Origin of the sequence: Exiguobacterium sp. s57 (assembly GCF_018617685.1) — a bacterium.
GTDB classification, from domain to species: Bacteria; Bacillota; Bacilli; order Exiguobacteriales; family Exiguobacteriaceae; genus Exiguobacterium; species Exiguobacterium marinum.
Genome location: NZ_JACSKR010000004.1, coordinates 23,111 through 40,117 on the forward strand (window position 1 = coordinate 23,111; position 17,007 = coordinate 40,117).

20 protein-coding genes are annotated in these 17,007 nt (G+C 47.1%); 19 read left to right on the plus strand and 1 reads right to left on the minus strand.

Annotated features, from left to right (window positions below; translation table 11 throughout):
• From rpsF to KNO98_RS10390, 19 genes are all read left to right on the plus strand, one after another.
• Positions 1-288 (plus strand): 30S ribosomal protein S6, encoded by a 288-nt coding sequence (gene rpsF / locus KNO98_RS10300; RefSeq protein ID WP_026824729.1) that lies wholly within the window; start codon positions 1-3, stop codon positions 286-288.
• A 37-nt stretch (positions 289-325) separates the two neighbouring features.
• Entirely contained in the window at positions 326-841 is a 516-nt protein-coding gene (gene ssb, locus KNO98_RS10305; protein WP_026824728.1) for a single-stranded DNA-binding protein, read from the plus strand.
• Positions 842-884: 43 nt separating this feature from the next.
• Positions 885-1,115, plus strand: coding sequence for a 30S ribosomal protein S18 (gene rpsR, locus KNO98_RS10310; RefSeq protein WP_015880232.1), 231 nt, complete (start codon positions 885-887; stop codon positions 1,113-1,115).
• 151 nt (positions 1,116-1,266) lie between these two features.
• Positions 1,267-3,258 (plus strand): DHH family phosphoesterase, encoded by a 1,992-nt coding sequence (locus KNO98_RS10315; protein WP_026824727.1) that lies wholly within the window; start codon positions 1,267-1,269, stop codon positions 3,256-3,258.
• The gene (gene rplI / locus KNO98_RS10320) at positions 3,255-3,698 is read left to right on the plus strand and encodes a 50S ribosomal protein L9 (protein WP_214700773.1); all 444 of its coding nucleotides are present in this window, start codon (positions 3,255-3,257) and stop codon (positions 3,696-3,698) included. The genes KNO98_RS10315 and rplI overlap by 4 nt, the downstream gene beginning before the upstream one ends.
• A 17-nt stretch (positions 3,699-3,715) precedes the next feature.
• Positions 3,716-5,068: a replicative DNA helicase gene (gene dnaB / locus KNO98_RS10325; protein ID WP_026824725.1), complete on the plus strand. Its 1,353-nt coding sequence runs from the start codon at positions 3,716-3,718 to the stop codon at positions 5,066-5,068.
• A gap of 158 nt (positions 5,069-5,226) precedes the next feature.
• Positions 5,227-6,516 (plus strand): adenylosuccinate synthase, encoded by a 1,290-nt coding sequence (locus KNO98_RS10330; RefSeq protein WP_026824724.1) that lies wholly within the window; start codon positions 5,227-5,229, stop codon positions 6,514-6,516.
• A 120-nt stretch (positions 6,517-6,636) separates the two neighbouring features.
• Positions 6,637-7,347, plus strand: a complete 711-nt coding sequence (gene yycF / locus KNO98_RS10335; RefSeq protein ID WP_026824723.1) for a response regulator YycF — start codon at positions 6,637-6,639, stop codon at positions 7,345-7,347.
• A gap of 3 nt (positions 7,348-7,350) precedes the next feature.
• The gene (walK, locus tag KNO98_RS10340; protein WP_026824722.1) at positions 7,351-9,192 is read left to right on the plus strand and encodes a cell wall metabolism sensor histidine kinase WalK; all 1,842 of its coding nucleotides are present in this window, start codon (positions 7,351-7,353) and stop codon (positions 9,190-9,192) included.
• Positions 9,192-10,574: a two-component system activity regulator YycH gene (gene yycH / locus KNO98_RS10345; RefSeq protein WP_214700774.1), complete on the plus strand. Its 1,383-nt coding sequence runs from the start codon at positions 9,192-9,194 to the stop codon at positions 10,572-10,574. The genes walK and yycH overlap by 1 nt, the downstream gene beginning before the upstream one ends.
• Complete coding sequence (locus KNO98_RS10350) at positions 10,561-11,385, plus strand: two-component system regulatory protein YycI (RefSeq protein WP_214700776.1); 825 nt, start codon at positions 10,561-10,563, stop codon at positions 11,383-11,385. The genes yycH and KNO98_RS10350 overlap by 14 nt, the downstream gene beginning before the upstream one ends.
• A 13-nt stretch (positions 11,386-11,398) precedes the next feature.
• The gene (locus KNO98_RS10355) at positions 11,399-12,190 is read left to right on the plus strand and encodes an MBL fold metallo-hydrolase (protein WP_214700777.1); all 792 of its coding nucleotides are present in this window, start codon (positions 11,399-11,401) and stop codon (positions 12,188-12,190) included.
• A gap of 51 nt (positions 12,191-12,241) precedes the next feature.
• Positions 12,242-13,507 (plus strand): S1C family serine protease, encoded by a 1,266-nt coding sequence (locus tag KNO98_RS10360; RefSeq protein WP_214700778.1) that lies wholly within the window; start codon positions 12,242-12,244, stop codon positions 13,505-13,507.
• A 37-nt stretch (positions 13,508-13,544) separates the two neighbouring features.
• Positions 13,545-13,706, plus strand: a complete 162-nt coding sequence (locus KNO98_RS10365) for a CxxH/CxxC protein (protein WP_015880243.1) — start codon at positions 13,545-13,547, stop codon at positions 13,704-13,706.
• Between the two features lie 83 nt (positions 13,707-13,789).
• Positions 13,790-14,269 (plus strand): 23S rRNA (pseudouridine(1915)-N(3))-methyltransferase RlmH, encoded by a 480-nt coding sequence (gene rlmH / locus KNO98_RS10370; RefSeq protein ID WP_074034007.1) that lies wholly within the window; start codon positions 13,790-13,792, stop codon positions 14,267-14,269.
• Between the two features lie 76 nt (positions 14,270-14,345).
• A complete protein-coding gene (locus KNO98_RS10375) occupies positions 14,346-15,110 on the plus strand; it encodes a PD-(D/E)XK nuclease family protein (protein WP_214700779.1) in 765 nt (254 codons plus the stop codon).
• Positions 15,076-15,285 carry a hypothetical protein gene (locus tag KNO98_RS10380; RefSeq protein WP_214700780.1) on the plus strand — a complete coding sequence of 70 codons (210 nt, stop codon included), beginning with the start codon at positions 15,076-15,078 and terminating at the stop codon, positions 15,283-15,285. The genes KNO98_RS10375 and KNO98_RS10380 overlap by 35 nt, the downstream gene beginning before the upstream one ends.
• Before the next feature lie 251 nt (positions 15,286-15,536).
• Entirely contained in the window at positions 15,537-15,734 is a 198-nt protein-coding gene (locus KNO98_RS10385) for a helix-turn-helix transcriptional regulator (protein WP_214700989.1), read from the plus strand.
• A gap of 3 nt (positions 15,735-15,737) precedes the next feature.
• Complete coding sequence (locus KNO98_RS10390; protein ID WP_214700781.1) at positions 15,738-16,142, plus strand: DUF2178 domain-containing protein; 405 nt, start codon at positions 15,738-15,740, stop codon at positions 16,140-16,142.
• Between the two features lie 43 nt (positions 16,143-16,185).
• On the opposite strand, the gene KNO98_RS10395 is transcribed toward KNO98_RS10390, so the two are convergent.
• Entirely contained in the window at positions 16,186-16,827 is a 642-nt protein-coding gene (locus tag KNO98_RS10395; protein ID WP_214700783.1) for a hypothetical protein, read from the minus strand.
• Between the last annotated feature and the right edge of the window lie 180 nt (positions 16,828-17,007).

Sequence of the window (17,007 nt, forward strand, 5' to 3'; positions counted from 1 at the left end):
ATGCGTAAATACGAACTTCTTTACATTATCCGTCCATCAGTTGATGAGGAAGCGAAGAAAGCTTTAATCGAACGCTTCAACAACGTCATCACTGAAAACGGTGGTACTGTTGAAAAAACAACAGACATGGGTAAACGTCGTCTCGCTTATGAAATCAACAAGATGCGTGAAGGACACTACGTTCTTCTTAACATCGTTGCTGAACCTAAAGCGATCCAAGAAACAGAGCGTCTCATGAAGATCTCTGACGACGTTGTCCGTCAAATGACAACAAAAGACGAGCGTTAATCCTTAACGTTTCGTATCGTGAAAGGGGATCTTGGAGATGATTAACCGAGTTGTGTTAGTTGGTCGATTGACTCGCGATCCGGAAATGCGTTATACGCAGAGCGGAATCGCCGTAACACGCTTTACTCTCGCTTGCGATCGTCCATTTGCTGGGCAGGATGGGAAGCGCGAGACGGACTTTATTGATTGTGTCGTTTGGCGCAAACAAGCAGAGAACGTAGCACAATACTTGAAAAAGGGCAGCATGGCCGGCGTTGACGGTCGCCTTCAAATCAGTAGTTACGAAGGACAAGATGGCCAACGTCGTTACCGGGCAGAAGTAGTCGCCGACAGCGTACGCTTCCTTGAACCACGCGGAGCTTCAGGGCAACGTGAGCAAGCACCATCTGGAGATGTCTTCAGTGGTGGTGAGTCAAGTGGATCAGGATGGGGCGCAGGAGCTGCTTCGACTTCATCTCAGTCCTCAAACCAGTCTTCAAATAAAGGTTTTGATGCAGATCCGTTCTCGGGTGGCAACAAAATTGACTTGTCAGACGATGATTTGCCATTCTAATCATCGTTGACATGAAAAACTAACTTATAAAGGAGGTCTTCACATGGCACGTCGTCCAGGAGGTCGTCGTCGTCGTAAAGTATGTTTCTTTACGTCGAACAACATCACTCATATCGATTATAAAGACGTAGAATTACTCAAACGCTTCGTTTCAGAGCGTGGTAAAATTCTTCCACGTCGTGTGACTGGTACTTCAGCGAAATACCAACGTCCACTTACTGTCGCTATCAAGCGTTCACGTCAAATGGCTTTGCTTCCATACGTTGCAGAGTAATGTTTGACGAACGACTTATCCTTTTGGATAAGTCGTTTTTTTGTATTTCATCTCGTCTGTAAGTGTGTAAGTGAAACCGACGAATATGGTATGATAGAGCAGAAACCTTTACGATTCCATGGGTGAACATTACTCATTTTAGGAGGCATACATGCACAGTGGTGAAGCATTAACATCCGTGAAGAACCAATACGCGCGTCACATGGTTCCATATGTGATTGGAGTCCTTGTCTCGTTAGGATTGGCGTTCTACAATATTGTGGCGGCAATCACCCTGTTTATGGGCACGCTGATTTTCTTCATCTATCAGCAAGTAACAATGCGACGGGAGCGTAAAAATTGGGAACAGTATGTCCTCTCACTCTCTCATCAAATCGAAGAGGTCGGGAAAGAAGCGTTGACGACGATGCCGATTGGAATTTTAGTCTTTGATCAAGACCGGCGCATCAGTTGGTTTAACGAACAATCGCGATTGATCTTCGAACTCGATATGGCGATTGGAGTCCCGCTCGACGCGCTCCATTCTGCATTCGCTGAATTGATTGAAGAGGAAGAGGATGAAGCCACGATTGAAGTAGGCGATCGTGTCTACCGCGTCTACTACAATCAAATACATCAAACCCTTTATTTATTTGACATGACCGAGGAAGCAGAAATTGAGCAAAAGTATGTGCAATCGCAAACAGTCATTGGTATTTTGTACTTGGATAACTATGATGAGATGTCGACTGCGGTGGATGAACAAGTGCGTAGTGAGATCAATCGTCGTGTGACGGTACTTCTCAATCAATGGGCACAGCAGCATCACATCTACATGCGCCGTACAGCGGCGGATCGCTTTTTCCTCGTCATGAACGAGCGAACGTTATCTGAACTTGAAAACAACAGATTCTCAATTTTAGATGAAGTACGTGAAGCGACGAAAGAGCAGAGGATCCCGTTGACGTTATCAATCGGGATTGGATGTGGAGAGACAACGCTAACGGAGCTCGGCAACTTATCTCAGTCAAGTCTAGACCTCGGACTTGGTCGTGGTGGTGACCAGGCTGTTGTCAAACGTCACAACGGAAAAGTACGTTTCTTCGGAGGGAAGACAAACCCGACCGAAAAGCGGACGCGCGTCCGGGCACGTGTCATCTCGAACTCGATGCGTGACTTGATTCGAGAATCGAGTCGTGTTCTCATAATGGGACATAAAAATCCAGATATGGACTCACTCGGGGCGTCCATCGGGATTATGAAATTGGCTGAGTTTGTCGGACGTGAGGCGTATGTCGTGATTCCGTCTGGCGAAACGAGTATCGGAATTCAACGCCTCGTCCAAGAAGTGGAGAACGATGACGCGTTGTATAGCCAGTTCCTAACCGAATATGAAGCACAACCCCTCATTGATGAGCAGACGCTTCTCGTCGTCGTCGATACACACCGTCCATCGCTCGTCATTTCAAAAGATATTCTCTACCGAGCGGAACGAGTCGTCGTCATCGACCATCACCGTCGCGGGGAAGAGTTTATCGAAGATCCGGTCCTCGTTTATATGGAGCCATACGCGTCATCAACATGTGAACTTGTCACGGAGCTGATTGAGTATCAGGCGGGAAGCCGCAAGCTTTCCATTTTGGAAGCGACATCGCTTCTTGCAGGAATCATGGTCGACACGAAAGGATTTACGCTCCGAACAGGCTCGCGTACGTTTGACGCGGCATCTTTCTTACGAATTCAAGGGGCGGATACGGTTCTCGTACAGCATTTTATGCGACAGGACCTCGATGCTTATATCGAGCAGTCTCAGATTTTGAGAAACACCGAAATTTATGCAGGCGGCATGGCGATTGCGGTCGCTTCTGACGATGAGGCGCATCATCAAGTGTTGATTGCCCAATCGGCAGACCAACTGTTAAATATGGAAGGCGTGAAAGCATCATTCGTCATCGCGATTTTACCGGATGGACGAACAGGGATTAGCGCAAGATCCCTCGGTGACGTCAATGTTCAAGTCATCATGGAAATGCTTGATGGTGGTGGACATTTGACGAATGCGGCGACGCAGCTCGAAGTGAGTCGCGAACAAGCGAATGCCATGTTGAAAGAGGCAATTGATCATTATGTAACAGATGAAACTGAAGGAGAGGAATTAGAATGAAAGTCATTTTGAAAGTAGATGTAAAAGGGCAAGGAAAAGCTGGAGAAGTGAAAAATGTGGCAGACGCTTACGCGAAAAATGTCTTGTTCAAGAAAAATTTGGCGGTAGAAGCGACACCTGGGAACCTAAAAGCGTTCGCAGCGAAAGAACGTCGTGCCGAAGAGGCCGCAGAAGAAGAGTTGAACGAAGCGAAACAACTAAAAGAGAAGCTTGAAAAAGAGACGATCGCCGTCACGACGAAAGCAGGGGAAGGCGGTCGCGTGTTCGGGTCAGTCACAAGCAAACAAATCGCGGATGCCCTTAAAACAATGGGCTACAAGATTGATAAGCGTAAAATTGAACTCGAGCACCCAATCAAGGCGCTCGGCTTCACGAAAGTGCCTGTGAAGTTGCACCATGACGTCGTCGCGACGTTGAATGTACATGTACAAGAAGCTTGAAGGTGAGGTAGAGACGGATGAGTGATGCGATTCAAGTCAATACACCACCACATAGCGTGGAAGCGGAGCAAGCCGTCTTAGGGGCAATCATCCTCGATTCGGATCGGTTGATCACGGCCTCAGAACGTGTCGACCCGGACGACTTTTATCGTGTCAGCCACCAACGCATCTTTGAAGCGATGTTAAAGATCAATGACCGGGGCGAACTCGTCGACTTAGTCACACTCAGTTCAGAGTTACAGGCTCAAGGCATTCTAGACGAAATCGGCGGTCTCAACTATTTGGCAGAAGTCGCTGAATCTGTACCGGCCATTGGAAACATCGGCTATTACTTGAACGTCGTCGACCAAAAAGCGGCGCTCCGTCGTTTAATCCGAACGGCGACCAATATCGTGTCAGACGGTTATGAACGCCAAGATGAGGTCGATTCCGTGCTGTCAGATGCCGAACGGAATATTTTAAAAGTATCGCAGCGAAAAGGACAATCGAGTTTCCATCCAATCGGGTCGGTTCTCTCGGATGCATATTCAACGATTGAAAAACTACATCAGTCGAGTGGTGAAATCACTGGAATTGCAACGGGCTTCACCGATTTGGATAAGATGACGGCCGGTTTCCAGCGAAACGATTTGATTATCGTGGCCGCTCGTCCATCTGTCGGGAAAACCGCGTTCGCTTTGAACATCTCGCAAAACGTTGCCGTCCGTACGGGCGAGAACGTCGCCATCTTCAGTTTGGAGATGGGTGCCGAGCAACTCGTTATGCGTATGTTGTGTGCGGAAGGGAACATCGATGCCCAGCGTCTCCGGACCGGTCGTCTCGAAGCAGAAGACTGGGGCCGTCTGTCACTCGCAATGTCGTCGCTTTCGCAAGCAGGCATCTACATCGACGATACGCCGGGTCTCCGTGTCAACGAGATTCGAGCGAAGTGTCGTCGTTTGAAACAGGAGTACGGCCTTGGGATGATTATGATTGACTACTTGCAGCTCATCGTCGGGAACGGGAAACCGGGCGAGAACCGCCAACAAGAAGTATCGGAGATCTCGCGTACGCTCAAAGCGATTGCGCGGGAACTGCAAGTACCGGTTATCGCCTTGTCACAGCTCTCGCGTGGCGTAGAGAGTCGTCAAGACAAGCGACCGATGATGTCGGATATCCGGGAATCGGGAGCGATCGAGCAGGATGCCGATATCGTCGCCTTCCTCTATCGTGATGACTATTACGATAAAGAGAGTGAAGACGCCAATACGATTGAGATCATCATTGCGAAACAACGTAACGGTCCGACCGGTACGGTCAAGCTCTCCTTCCGGAAAGAGTATAACAAGTTCGTCAATATGGAGACACAAGCCTTCGCACCACCGATGTAACGTCGGTGGTGTCTTTTTTTTAATAGGTGATTTAAAAAATAACGAACGAATAGTTACATCTTATATAAAACGTTCGGTATTAGATTGACTTTCTCACTTTTCAAGTGTACACTTACGGATGGTTTGAACAGAACGTTGATTAATAAGGAGGATTCATTATGTCATCAGTAGTCGTAGTGGGAACGCAGTGGGGCGATGAAGGAAAAGGAAAGATCACCGATTTCTTATCGAAACAAGCCGAAGTCGTCGCGCGTTATCAAGGGGGAGACAACGCTGGTCACACGATCGTCTTCAATGATACGAAATATAAACTTCACCTCATTCCGTCTGGGATCTTCTATTCGGACAAAACGTGTGTCATCGGAAACGGAATGGTCGTCAACCCGAAATCACTCGTGACCGAACTCGCTTACTTACATGAGCGCGGTGTGAGCACGGATAACCTTCGAATCTCGAACCGGGCGCACATCATCTTGCCGTATCACCAGCTTCAAGACCGTCTAGAGGAAGACGCAAAAGGTGACGCAAAAGTCGGTACGACGCTCAAAGGAATCGGTCCGGCATACATGGATAAGGCGGCACGTATCGGGCTTCGCATCGCTGACCTTCTTGATAAAGAAGTGTTTGCGGAGAAACTAAAGACCGTGCTTGAGTTGAAAAACCGCATGTTCGTGAAAATGTATGAGGTCGACCCAATCGAGTTTGATGATATCTTTGAAGAGTACTATGCGTATGGCCAACAGTTCGCTAAATACGTGTGTGATACATCGGTCGTCTTAAACGATGCACTCGACGAAGAAAAGAAAGTTCTCTTTGAAGGGGCACAAGGGGTCCTTCTCGATATCGACCACGGAACGTACCCGTTCGTCACATCGTCGAACGCCGCGTCAGGTGGCGTATCGAGCGGTGCCGGAATCGGACCATCGAAGATTCATCACGTGGTCGGTGTCTGTAAAGCATACACGTCACGTGTCGGTGACGGTCCGTTCCCGACAGAACTTGACGATGAGATCGGCCATACGATCCGTGAAGTCGGTAAAGAGTACGGGACGACAACAGGTCGTCCCCGTCGTGTCGGCTGGTTCGACTCGGTTGTCGTACGTCACTCACGTCGTGTCAGTGGAATCACAGATCTTTGCCTCAACTCCATCGATGTATTGACAGGTCTTGAGACGCTCAAGATTTGCACATCGTATGAGTACGAAGGGAAGCATCTTGATGAGTACCCGCCGAACTTCCGCGTCCTCGAGAAGTGTGTACCAGTATACGAAGAACTTCCGGGTTGGACAGAAGACATCACGGGTGTCCGCAACTTCGATGACCTTCCGAAGAATGCACAGCGCTACGTTCGTCGTATCGAAGAATTGACAGGGATTGAGTTGCTGACGTTCTCGGTCGGACCGGCTCGTGAACAGACGGTCATCTTGCGTGATATTTACGAAGCATAAGAAAGGGAGCCATCGGGCTCTCTTTTTCATTTCCACGGAAATGGACCATGCTTTCTAAGCTGTATAAAAAGAGTTACAATGTAGGCATGTACGTTTAATGATAAGAGGAGGACTCACTGAATGGATCGTACGATTTTAGTGGTAGATGACGAACAACCAATCGCAGATATATTGAAGTTTAAACTTGAAAAAGAAGGTTATCAGGTGCATGTCGCTTATGACGGCGAAGAAGCCCTCGTAAAAGTAGAGGAGATTCAACCGGACCTCATCTTACTCGACATCATGCTTCCGCTCAAAGACGGCATGGAAGTATGTCGTGAGGTACGGAAGAAGTATGATATGCCGATCATCATGTTGACGGCGAAAGACTCCGAAATCGATAAAGTACTCGGGTTAGAGCTCGGAGCGGATGACTACGTCACGAAACCGTTCAGCTCACGTGAACTGTTGGCTCGTGTCAAAGCGAATATGCGACGTCACGCGACGGCGCCGGCGCCAGAAGCGAAAGGGGCGAATGCGAACGATATCGCGATCGGCGACTTGACGATTCATCCGGATTCGTACATGGTGACGAAACGGGAAGAGAAAATCGAATTGACGCATCGCGAGTTCGAATTAATTCATTACCTCGCGCAAAACATTGGACAAGTGATGACGCGTGAACACTTGCTCCAAACGGTATGGGGCTATGATTACTTCGGTGACGTACGTACCGTGGATGTTACAGTACGTCGTCTTCGCGAAAAAGTAGAGGATAACCCATCGACGCCGACGTACATCATTACGCGTCGTGGCGTCGGATATTATTTGAAGGCAGGAGAAGAAGACTAAACGATGAAACGGACGAACTTCTTTAAATCAATCCAGTGGAAGCTCGTCGTCATCTATGCGCTGCTCATTCTCGTTGCGATGCAAGTCATCGGCGTGTACTTTGTACGTTCTTTGGAACGACAATACATCAACAACTTCTCGCAGTCACTCGTCGACCGGGCGAACCTACTGAGCTATAACGTCAGTGAGGGAATCGCAGCGAACGAGAGTGACTCGACTACGGACCAGCAGTTGAACCAGTTACTGGATCAGCTGCTGTCTGAATTTACAGAGAGCACGACGCTAGCTGACGACATTCGGGAAGTCCAAATCATCGACACGAACAGTGTCGTGCGGGCGACCTCGAATCAAAATAATCAAAGTCTCGTCGGACAACGGACGGCGAGTACGTTTATCCAGAAGTCATTCGCGACAGGCGGGGCGCAGGAGACGCTCGTCTATGAGGATTCGAATGACCGAATGCGCGTCGTCGCCGTTCCGATTAAATCAGAAGTGGATGGGACGACGACCGGGATGATTTATATCGAGGCATCGATGAAGTCCATCTACAACCAGATGGAACAAGTGACACGTATCCTCGCAACGGGGACGTTGATTGCACTCATCATCACCTCGTTCCTTGGTATTCTCTTATCGCGCACCATCACGCGACCGATTGCCGACATGCGCAGGCAGGCCGTAGAGATGCGGAAAGGGAACTTCTCGCGGAAAGTTAAAGTGTACTCGGATGACGAGGTCGGTCAACTCGCGTATGCGTTCAACGAATTGACAGACGAATTGATGGAAGCAAATGCGACGACGGAAGCGGAACGACGTCGCTTGACGAGTGTCCTTGAGAACATGTCGGACGGGGTGGTCGCGACCGACCGCTCGTTACGCGTCATCTTGATGAACGACCAAGCGCGCGACATGATCGGGGTTGCGGAGGAAGAGGCGATGGGGACGAATTTACAAAGTCTCCTCGCGTTCGAAGAGGAAATCGTTATTCCAGAAGACGGGACGATGCCGACGAAGCTGATTGACCTCAGTACGGATGAAGAATTGTTCCTCGTCCGCGCCTACTTCTCACCGATTCAAAAGCACAGCGGACCGATCACAGGTCTCATCGTCGTCTTGCATGATGTCACGGAACAAGAACAAGTCGAACAAGACCGCCGTGAATTCGTGGCGAACGTCAGTCACGAGTTGCGTACACCGCTCACGACAATGCGCAGCTATTTGGAAGTCCTCGCGGAAGGCGCTTATCAAGACGATGAGTTGGCGCCACGCTTCTTAGAGACGACGCAAAACGAGACGGAGCGGATGATTCGCCTCGTCAACGACTTGTTGCAACTCTCGAAGATGGACAGTAAAGAATACAAGATGCAGAAAGTGAAGTTCGACTTCGTGCAATTCTTTAACGACATCATCGACCGTCACGAGATGACGAAAGGAGAGGCGATTCAATTCCGTCGCAAACTGATGAAGCGTCGTGTCTACGTGCATGCCGACCAAGATAAGATGACCCAAGTCATCGACAATATCATCACGAACGCCATCAAGTTCTCACCAGAAGGCGGGACAATCACGTTCCGGACGATGCTTCGGGCGAAGCGCCTCGTCATCGGGATCAAGGATGAAGGGGTCGGTATTCCGAAGTCGAACTTGAAGAAAATTTTTGAGCGCTTCTACCGTGTCGATAAGGCGCGGGCGCGTAACATCGGTGGAACCGGACTCGGTCTATCGATTGCCAAAGAAGTCGTATCCGCTCACGGGGGCGACATCTGGGCAGAGAGTGAGTTTGGCCGCGGTACGACGATTTACTTCACCATCCCGTTCGATACGATTGTGGAGGTGAATGATTGATGAAACGGTTTACGATTGCAAAGCCGGAACTGTGGAAGTCATTCATTTTGCTCACGTTAATCGTCACGTCGATTGTTCAAACCATCATCTTGTGGGATTACCATCCCACGTATCAGGCCGTCCAATCGGAGACGCAGCTCACGACGGTGGACGAGTCCCTGCAGCGCCGGGCGAATCAGGTCATCATCCCGACTCAAGCGGTCGTACATGACAACAATGCCGTCTTCGCTTCGAAGAATACGTCGAAGCAACTGATGCGCGTCATTCGGGATTCGTTTGAAGCGAGTGAGTTCAAACCACTCGCCGTGAAAAATGTCCCGAGCTTCTATACGGATATCAACGAGGGACTCGAGTTGATCTTACCGGAGGCCTACTATGCGGATACGCTCAGCTATATGTTGCCGGGAACGTATAGTCTGTCTGGGAAAATTCCACAACGGATCCTCATCTATATGGACGAAAATGCGTTCAACATTCGCACCATCATGAGCGACCAATCGATTTGGGAAGGAAAGTTGACGAAAGTCGGAAACGGCGATGTGAACAGTCTCTTCTTGAAAAATTCGAGTCGAACGATGAAGCGGGTGACGTACACCGATGAGCGGGTGAATTACATTCCGGTCATTGGACCTGAGATGAATGAGTTGTTTGCTTACGACGTATCATCGATTCAAATCGATACCCGTCTTGACTGGATGCGGGACACGTTCTTCCCGGGCGACCCGAATGTTCAGGAGGTCGACCCGGCAAGTTCGATTGGAGCCTTGACGAATGGTGTCAGCGTTGGGGAATATGATGCGACCCTGAACGCCAGTCGTTACCGAAACTTGTCTCGGAACAGTACAGAACGTGACACGGCACTCGGATTAGATTCGATTGTAGAATTCGTGAACTTCCACGGTGGATGGGTCGATGAAGCTTCTGAGAATCAAGGGCTCTCACTTCGCTTTGATGCCATCACACCTGCAAATAAAGGTTTTGAAACGACTGTGTTCCGTTTTCATGTGAAAGGGTATCCGGTCTTTAGTCAGCGCGAGGCATTTATCAACAACGATGCCATCGACTTATCCACATTACGTGTGGAAAACGACGGGGCACAGGTCCGGTCGATCACACGTCACCACTTGGAAATCGATCGGCTGATCACGGTCGGTACGACACAGTTGGCTAATGCGAACGAGGTGCTCAGTACCCTCATCAACTCCGGACGGTTTGAGAACGTAACGGAGATTCGAATCGGTTATGAAATCGAATATAACGAAGATACGAGCCGCTACGTGACGTTCTCACCGAACTGGTTCGTGCGTGAGGCGGGGCGTTGGGTCCCATATAATCAAGCAGACGGTTGGACAGAAAGGATGATGTATCGTGGATTGGAGTAAAGCGAAAACAATTTTAATCTTCGCCTTCCTCGCCTTGAACATCTATCTATTGTTCCAATTGTTGACGGAAACGTGGGTGACCGAAGTCGTGACGAATGACAACACGTCGATTGCACAAATTTTAGATCAGCGGAATGTCGATCCGGCAAAATTGCCACGAATGGGTCGCGATGTCGGATATTTGACGGGATCGTCTGAAGAGATGTCCGCCGCGATGATTACAAAGAATCGGGAAGCGCAGCTAGCGACGACGCTCGATAACATGCAACTTGAAGTCGAATTGAAGCAACCTGTGCCACTCGATGCGAAAGATTTACGAACGACCGCTTCGACGTTTGTGGCGGAATATGTTCCATTCGGAGATGAATATGCCTACTGGCGATACGATGAGTCGACGAAACAAATCGCCTTCGTGCAAACGTTCGAGGAGAACAAGATTTTTTCAACACCTGAAGTCGAAGGGGACACGGAAATGTATATCGGTCCGTCCCTCATCCTCATTCAGTTGAACGAGGCATTTGAAGTGACAGATTATAAGCAGCGTCATTTAAAAAACCTGTCGTCGAAAACGCAAGACGACCTCGTGTTGACAGCGAGCGAAGCGATTTCTCAGCTAGCATCCCGGAAGTATTTTCAGCCGAACCAAGAGATGCGAGCCATCAACACCGGGTTTTATAGCTTACCGCTCGATAGCTCGGGCAGTTTGATTATTATGCCTCCGCTCTGGTCGATTGGGATAGATGATCAAGTCTATTTCGTCAATGCGATCGATGGAACGGTAGAGCACGTCGAGTTTGAAAAGAAAGAATGAAAGGAGTGATCGCGTGACTTTACAGTATAGTGTGTTAGCGAGTGGATCGACCGGAAACGCCCTCTATATCGAGACGGAACGGACGAAGCTGCTCGTCGATGCCGGATTGACCGGAAAAGCGATGCAACAACGTATCGAAGCCATCGGTCGGTCGTTTGATGGAATCGATGCACTGCTCGTCACTCATGAGCACTCCGACCACATTAAAGGTGTCGGTATATTAGCACGAAAGTACAACTTACCGATTTATGCGAATGCGAAGACATGGACGGCGATGGAAGCGAACATCGGCAAGATTGATCCCGCCTTGAAGTTTCAAATAGAAGTCGGAGATGTGAAACAGTTCGGAGATATCGAAATCGAGACGTTCAACGTGAGTCATGATGCGGCGGACCCGATGTTTTATCAGTTTGCCCATGACGGGAAACGTCTGGCCCATATTACCGATACGGGTTATGTCTCGGACCGGATGAAAGGGGTCATCCGTGGAGCGGACGACTTCATCTTTGAATCGAATCATGACGTCTCGATGCTGCAGATGGGGCGTTATCCATGGAGCGTCAAACGACGGATTCTTGGCGATTATGGGCACGTCTCGAACGAAGATGCGGCCATCGCGATGAGTGAGGTCATCGGTGACCAGACGAAACGGATCTATTTGGCCCACTTGAGCAAGGACAACAACATGAAGGAGCTCGCGCAAATGAGCGTCTCGCAAACACTCGGTATGCGAGATATCGATTTAAATCGAATCAAATTGTGCGACACGGACCCGACAATCCCCACTTCACTCGTTTCTTTATAAGGAAACTTGGGAAAAGACAGATATCACACTGTCTTGAAGGGGGGACGCGTCGTGAACGAAGAGAGACACCATGAGTATGAACCTCAAGACGTCGAACCTGAAGTACACGAAATAGAAATGAATGAAGAGAAATCGACGTACCCGTCTCGGAGCGAATGGCGACCGAAGCAAGAGGAGCACGTACGCCATAAGCCGAGACCCAATATAAAACCGTTGTTACTCGGAGGGGTTGGCGGATTCTTAGGAGCGGCTTTGTTTTTTGTCATCGTGATGCTCTGGGATTCGCCGACCTCTCGTTTTGTGACGAATGAACTGACGCGGACCGAACAGGCCGTCACCGTCACCGAATCGGACGTCACAACGGCCGTACTCGGCGCGAAGACGTCCGTCGTCAGCATCACCAATATCCAGCGAGCGTTCACCTCGGACTCGCAATGGGAGGCGGGTGCGGGCTCTGGCGTCATCTATAAAGTAGAAGGAAACACGGCCTATATCGTCACGAACTTCCATGTCATCGAAGAAGCGGACGAGGTCAACATTGCCTTCTCCGATGGCCAAATCGCCTCGGCAACCATTTTAGGCGAAGACCCACTCAATGACTTGGCGGTCGCCGAAGTCGAGTTACCGAAAAATATCGAAGCGAAGCCGATCGTACTTGGTGACTCTACCGTCCTACAGGCCGGGGAGACCGTTATGGCGATCGGAAATCCGCTCGGTGTCTTCTCAAACTCGGTCACCCGTGGTATCGTCAGTGGTGTCGAGCGGACGGTGCCGGTCGATACGAACAGCGACGGCTTGATGGATTATAACGCGGAAGTCATCCAGACGGATGCGGCCATCAACCCGGGAAATTCGGGTGGTGCCTTGATCAACATTCGAGGAGAGCTTGTCGGAATCAACTCGATGAAAATCGCCGAGGCGAGCGTAGAAGGGGTCGGATTCTCCATTCCCGTCAACGTGGCGCTACCGGTCATTGACATGTTAGAACGCGACGGTAAGGTGACACGGGCTCAGCTCGGGGTCACGATTCAGGAAGTCATCGCCGTACCTGGTAACATCCGGGAAGAGTATGGAATCTCATTCGACCAGGAAGACGGTGTCTTCGTCGAAGAGGTGACACCGGGTAGTCCGGCCGAGGAAGCAGGACTTCGGGTCGGCGATGTCATCACAAAAATCGGAGACCGGGAGATCAAACGATACGTCGATTTACGCGATGCGCTCTATCGTGATGCGACGGTCGGTGATACGATTACCATTGAGTATTTACGTCGCGGGGAAGCGAGCGAAACCGAGGCGACATTAACTGAAGCAACATAAAGAAGCGGCGACGCTTCTTTTTTAAGGAGGAAAAACTGTGGAAAAAAAAGTATGCAAGGAACATGTTGAAATCGCTTTAGACATCATTGTGGATGAAACAGGGGAGTACCCACTGTTGGAGGAATTATCCACAAGTGAACACGTGACATGTGAGTTCTGTGAAGCCGACGCAACATATATTGTGTCAAGCAAAAACTAATTATCAACATGTGGATTTGTGGATAACTCTGTGGATAACCCTATGGATAACTCCAAAAAAACTGTGGAAAAAGGAAGAATTGGATGAATATTTCAATTATCACGGTCGGCAAACTGAAAGAAAAATATTTAAAGCAAGGAATTGCCGAGTATACAAAACGGCTGTCTGCCTACGCAAAAGTGCAGGAAATCGAGGTCTCAGACGAAAAAGCACCCGAGCATTTGAGTGAAGCAGATATGTTACTAGTAAAACAAAAGGAAGGCGAGCGGATTTTGGCGAAGATATCCCCAGATACGCACGTCATCGCCTTGGCGATTCAAGGAAAGCAGCGGACGAGCGAAGAGTTCGCCCGTGAACTCGATCAACTCGCGACGTACGGAAAGAGTAAAATCGCCTTCGTCATCGGAGGATCGCTTGGTCTGTCGGACGATGTGATGAAACGAGCGGATGATACAATTTCGTTCTCGAAGATGACATTTCCCCATCAACTCATGAAGCTCGTGTTGTGTGAGCAGATTTATCGGGCGTATCGAATCAATCGGAATGAACCGTACCACAAGTGATGAAATGTAAAATGAGTGCTTGAATCAAACCTCAAGCACTCATTATTTTTATACTGTGACGAAGGGGGTAAAGAAAATGGTGTCATCGTATTCGAAAATCTATAACCTGTTACGTCAATCAAACTCTAATCCTTACGAAGATTACTTAACCGAAATCATCGCTCCAATTTTTGAACAACCGGATTTATTGACTCATTTTTTTAAACGGTTTGCGAATGTGGATCTTTCTGAAATAAGTCGTGTGAGGGCATATACACAAAAAACGTACAGTAAACTACATACACACGATACCGACAGTCGACCCGATCTCGTTATCACGTTTAATGAAGGGAACACCTCACACATCGTCTTCATTGAGAACAAGTTAGGTAGCAGTGAAGGGCATCATCAATTGAAACGTTATCGAGAACATCTTGAGCAAAGTGAAGCAGAAGGATTTTCGACATACCTGTTTTATATCATCCAATACTTTGACCCAAAACATGTCGCTTCATCCTCAACCAAGTTCTTTCAATTGCAGTGGTTTCAACTCTACATATGGCTTCAGGAATATAACGAACAAGATTTGTACTACAAACAAGTACTCAAGTATATGGAGGATATTGAATTGAATAAATCAAGAACATTCCTACCTCAAGACGTGTATGCAATTCAAAACTTAGGAAGAACCATTTCGATGTTGGATCAATGTCTGAATAAAAAGACGACGCATACGTTTACGAATTTATTTGGAAAGCAGAAACCATGGGGGAATCGTGCGATTGAACTCCGTGATTACAATCGATACGTCATTCAGAATGATCAAAGTGATTGGAAATATAGGCTGTGGATTCAGTTTTGAACAAGCTGATTACCCAGAAGTATCTGTTTACATAGAGGTTCACCCAAACAGTAAACATAAATCGATTCTGATGGACGCGTTCAAACAATTCGCAGAAATGAATGAAGGATGGATCTATGAAGCGCTAGAAGATCAAAACGACTGGTTTATGTTGTACGCTGGACGGATTTCTTAAGTGCACCAGACCATATAGATGTGATTGAGACATTTTTCATTCAAAAGTTAGGAAAATTGAATGAGAGGAACACCATTCGACGGAATGGTGTTTTTGATTATGTACCACATACAAAAGCGTTGAATCCAAAAGCAGGTTTGACCGACAAAGTTTGTATTAGTAATTGACTTTGGGTTATGAAATCTGGTTGACATCAACCCGAAAGTAAAGTAGACTTTACGTAAAGTTAGCTTTACAAAAGGGGGGGTTACATAGAAAATAACATTAGAAAACTTAGAGAAAAGTATAGCTTGACCCAAGATGAATTAGCAGAAAAATTAAAAGTATCTCGTCAAACAATTATTTCATTGGAAAAAAGTAAGTACAACCCTTCAATTCTATTAGCTTTTAAGATATCAAAAGTGTTCAACTGTAAAATTGAAGATGTTTTTATCTTTGAGGAGGAATAACGAATGTTCAATTATATACTTTCAAATGACACTAAAACAGCTAAAGTGATGGCACTTTTTTCTGGAATGTTTGCCTTAGCCATTGGGTTATATACAAGCTTTGAAGATATCCTAAACTCTACGATTCCCGTTGGAACATTATTAATCGCGATAGGTATTATGCAAATTTGTAATTATTTATTGATTCCGCATATATCTGTTAAGGATGAACGCTCGAAACTAATCAAAGAAAAAGCAATGACAGCAAATTACTATGTTTTTCTTACACTTCTCTTTTCGATTTTGCTAGTTGTCACTTTACCTTCGAGTGATCCAATTTTTACTTTGAAAGAAATCATGATTATGTTAGTCTCCATTTATTTAGTTTCTACGCATATCTTAATGCTTTATTACTCAAAAAAAATATAAGAAGCGAAAGATTTCTTTTCGCTTCTTATATTTTCGGTAAATATTACAGTGGAGTAATATCAAAAGTTCGTGCCCAATAAATTTCTACTAGAATTCCATTTTTTCCTCTATTGTTAACTTCGATGCGTTTGCCTAAAAGTGTGTACCATCCTGCTGTAAGAGCGAATCCCCCACCTACTACAAGCCAAGGTGAGGTAACTACTGCACCTGCACCTAAACCTATAACAGCTGTATCGATTTGATCTTTGTACGCCACTGCTTGCTTTTTAGTAAACTTTCTGTCATATCCCCACCAATGGTTGGTCCATTTTCCATATACAGCAAGTGTTTGAAATCCGATTTCAGAGATTGATAAATCTTCATTTATAACTATTTGCTGTGCATCAACTTGACTATTTAATTCATCAAAATGTTTCTGAAGCTTAGCAAGCTCATAGTTTTCGTAGAATTGTGTCGGTACGTTTTTAAAACCGATATGACCGTTAGAATCTACAAAAACATGTTTTTTAACAGTATCGAGTTGTGTTGATTCACGGTTCTCATTTTCTTTTAATTTTGATGTAGGGATTTCTTGAGTGCTTTGAATTGAAGATGAGTATTTAGTTTGTTCTGCACCAGCATTCAAAGGTAATAATGTCGACACTGCTAAAGTACTTGCTAAAGCTAAAGATGTGTATTTTTTCATACTTGCCCTCCAGGTTATTAAAATTTGAATTCAACCTATTCTAACATTACTATTACTTAAATATTACAAATATGTAAAAAAGAGGAAAAAGCATTATATGAAAAAATATATACAGCCTTTCTTACTATTTTTAGGCTAATCATCAAAGGCGTGATTGACCCCGTCAGCGACCAATCTCGA

Coding starts and splice junctions, on each gene's coding strand:
- rpsF (WP_026824729.1), top strand. CDS start 1: ATGCGTAAATACGAACTTCTTTACATTATCCGTCCATCAGTTGATGAG.
- ssb (WP_026824728.1), top strand. CDS start 326: ATGATTAACCGAGTTGTGTTAGTTGGTCGATTGACTCGCGATCCGGAA.
- rpsR (WP_015880232.1), top strand. CDS start 885: ATGGCACGTCGTCCAGGAGGTCGTCGTCGTCGTAAAGTATGTTTCTTT.
- KNO98_RS10315 (WP_026824727.1), top strand. CDS start 1,267: ATGCACAGTGGTGAAGCATTAACATCCGTGAAGAACCAATACGCGCGT.
- rplI (WP_214700773.1), top strand. CDS start 3,255: ATGAAAGTCATTTTGAAAGTAGATGTAAAAGGGCAAGGAAAAGCTGGA.
- dnaB (WP_026824725.1), top strand. CDS start 3,716: ATGAGTGATGCGATTCAAGTCAATACACCACCACATAGCGTGGAAGCG.
- KNO98_RS10330 (WP_026824724.1), top strand. CDS start 5,227: ATGTCATCAGTAGTCGTAGTGGGAACGCAGTGGGGCGATGAAGGAAAA.
- yycF (WP_026824723.1), top strand. CDS start 6,637: ATGGATCGTACGATTTTAGTGGTAGATGACGAACAACCAATCGCAGAT.
- walK (WP_026824722.1), top strand. CDS start 7,351: ATGAAACGGACGAACTTCTTTAAATCAATCCAGTGGAAGCTCGTCGTC.
- yycH (WP_214700774.1), top strand. CDS start 9,192: ATGAAACGGTTTACGATTGCAAAGCCGGAACTGTGGAAGTCATTCATT.
- rlmH (WP_074034007.1), top strand. CDS start 13,790: ATGAATATTTCAATTATCACGGTCGGCAAACTGAAAGAAAAATATTTA.
- KNO98_RS10375 (WP_214700779.1), top strand. CDS start 14,346: ATGGTGTCATCGTATTCGAAAATCTATAACCTGTTACGTCAATCAAAC.
- KNO98_RS10390 (WP_214700781.1), top strand. CDS start 15,738: ATGTTCAATTATATACTTTCAAATGACACTAAAACAGCTAAAGTGATG.
- KNO98_RS10395 (WP_214700783.1), bottom strand. CDS start 16,827: ATGAAAAAATACACATCTTTAGCTTTAGCAAGTACTTTAGCAGTGTCG.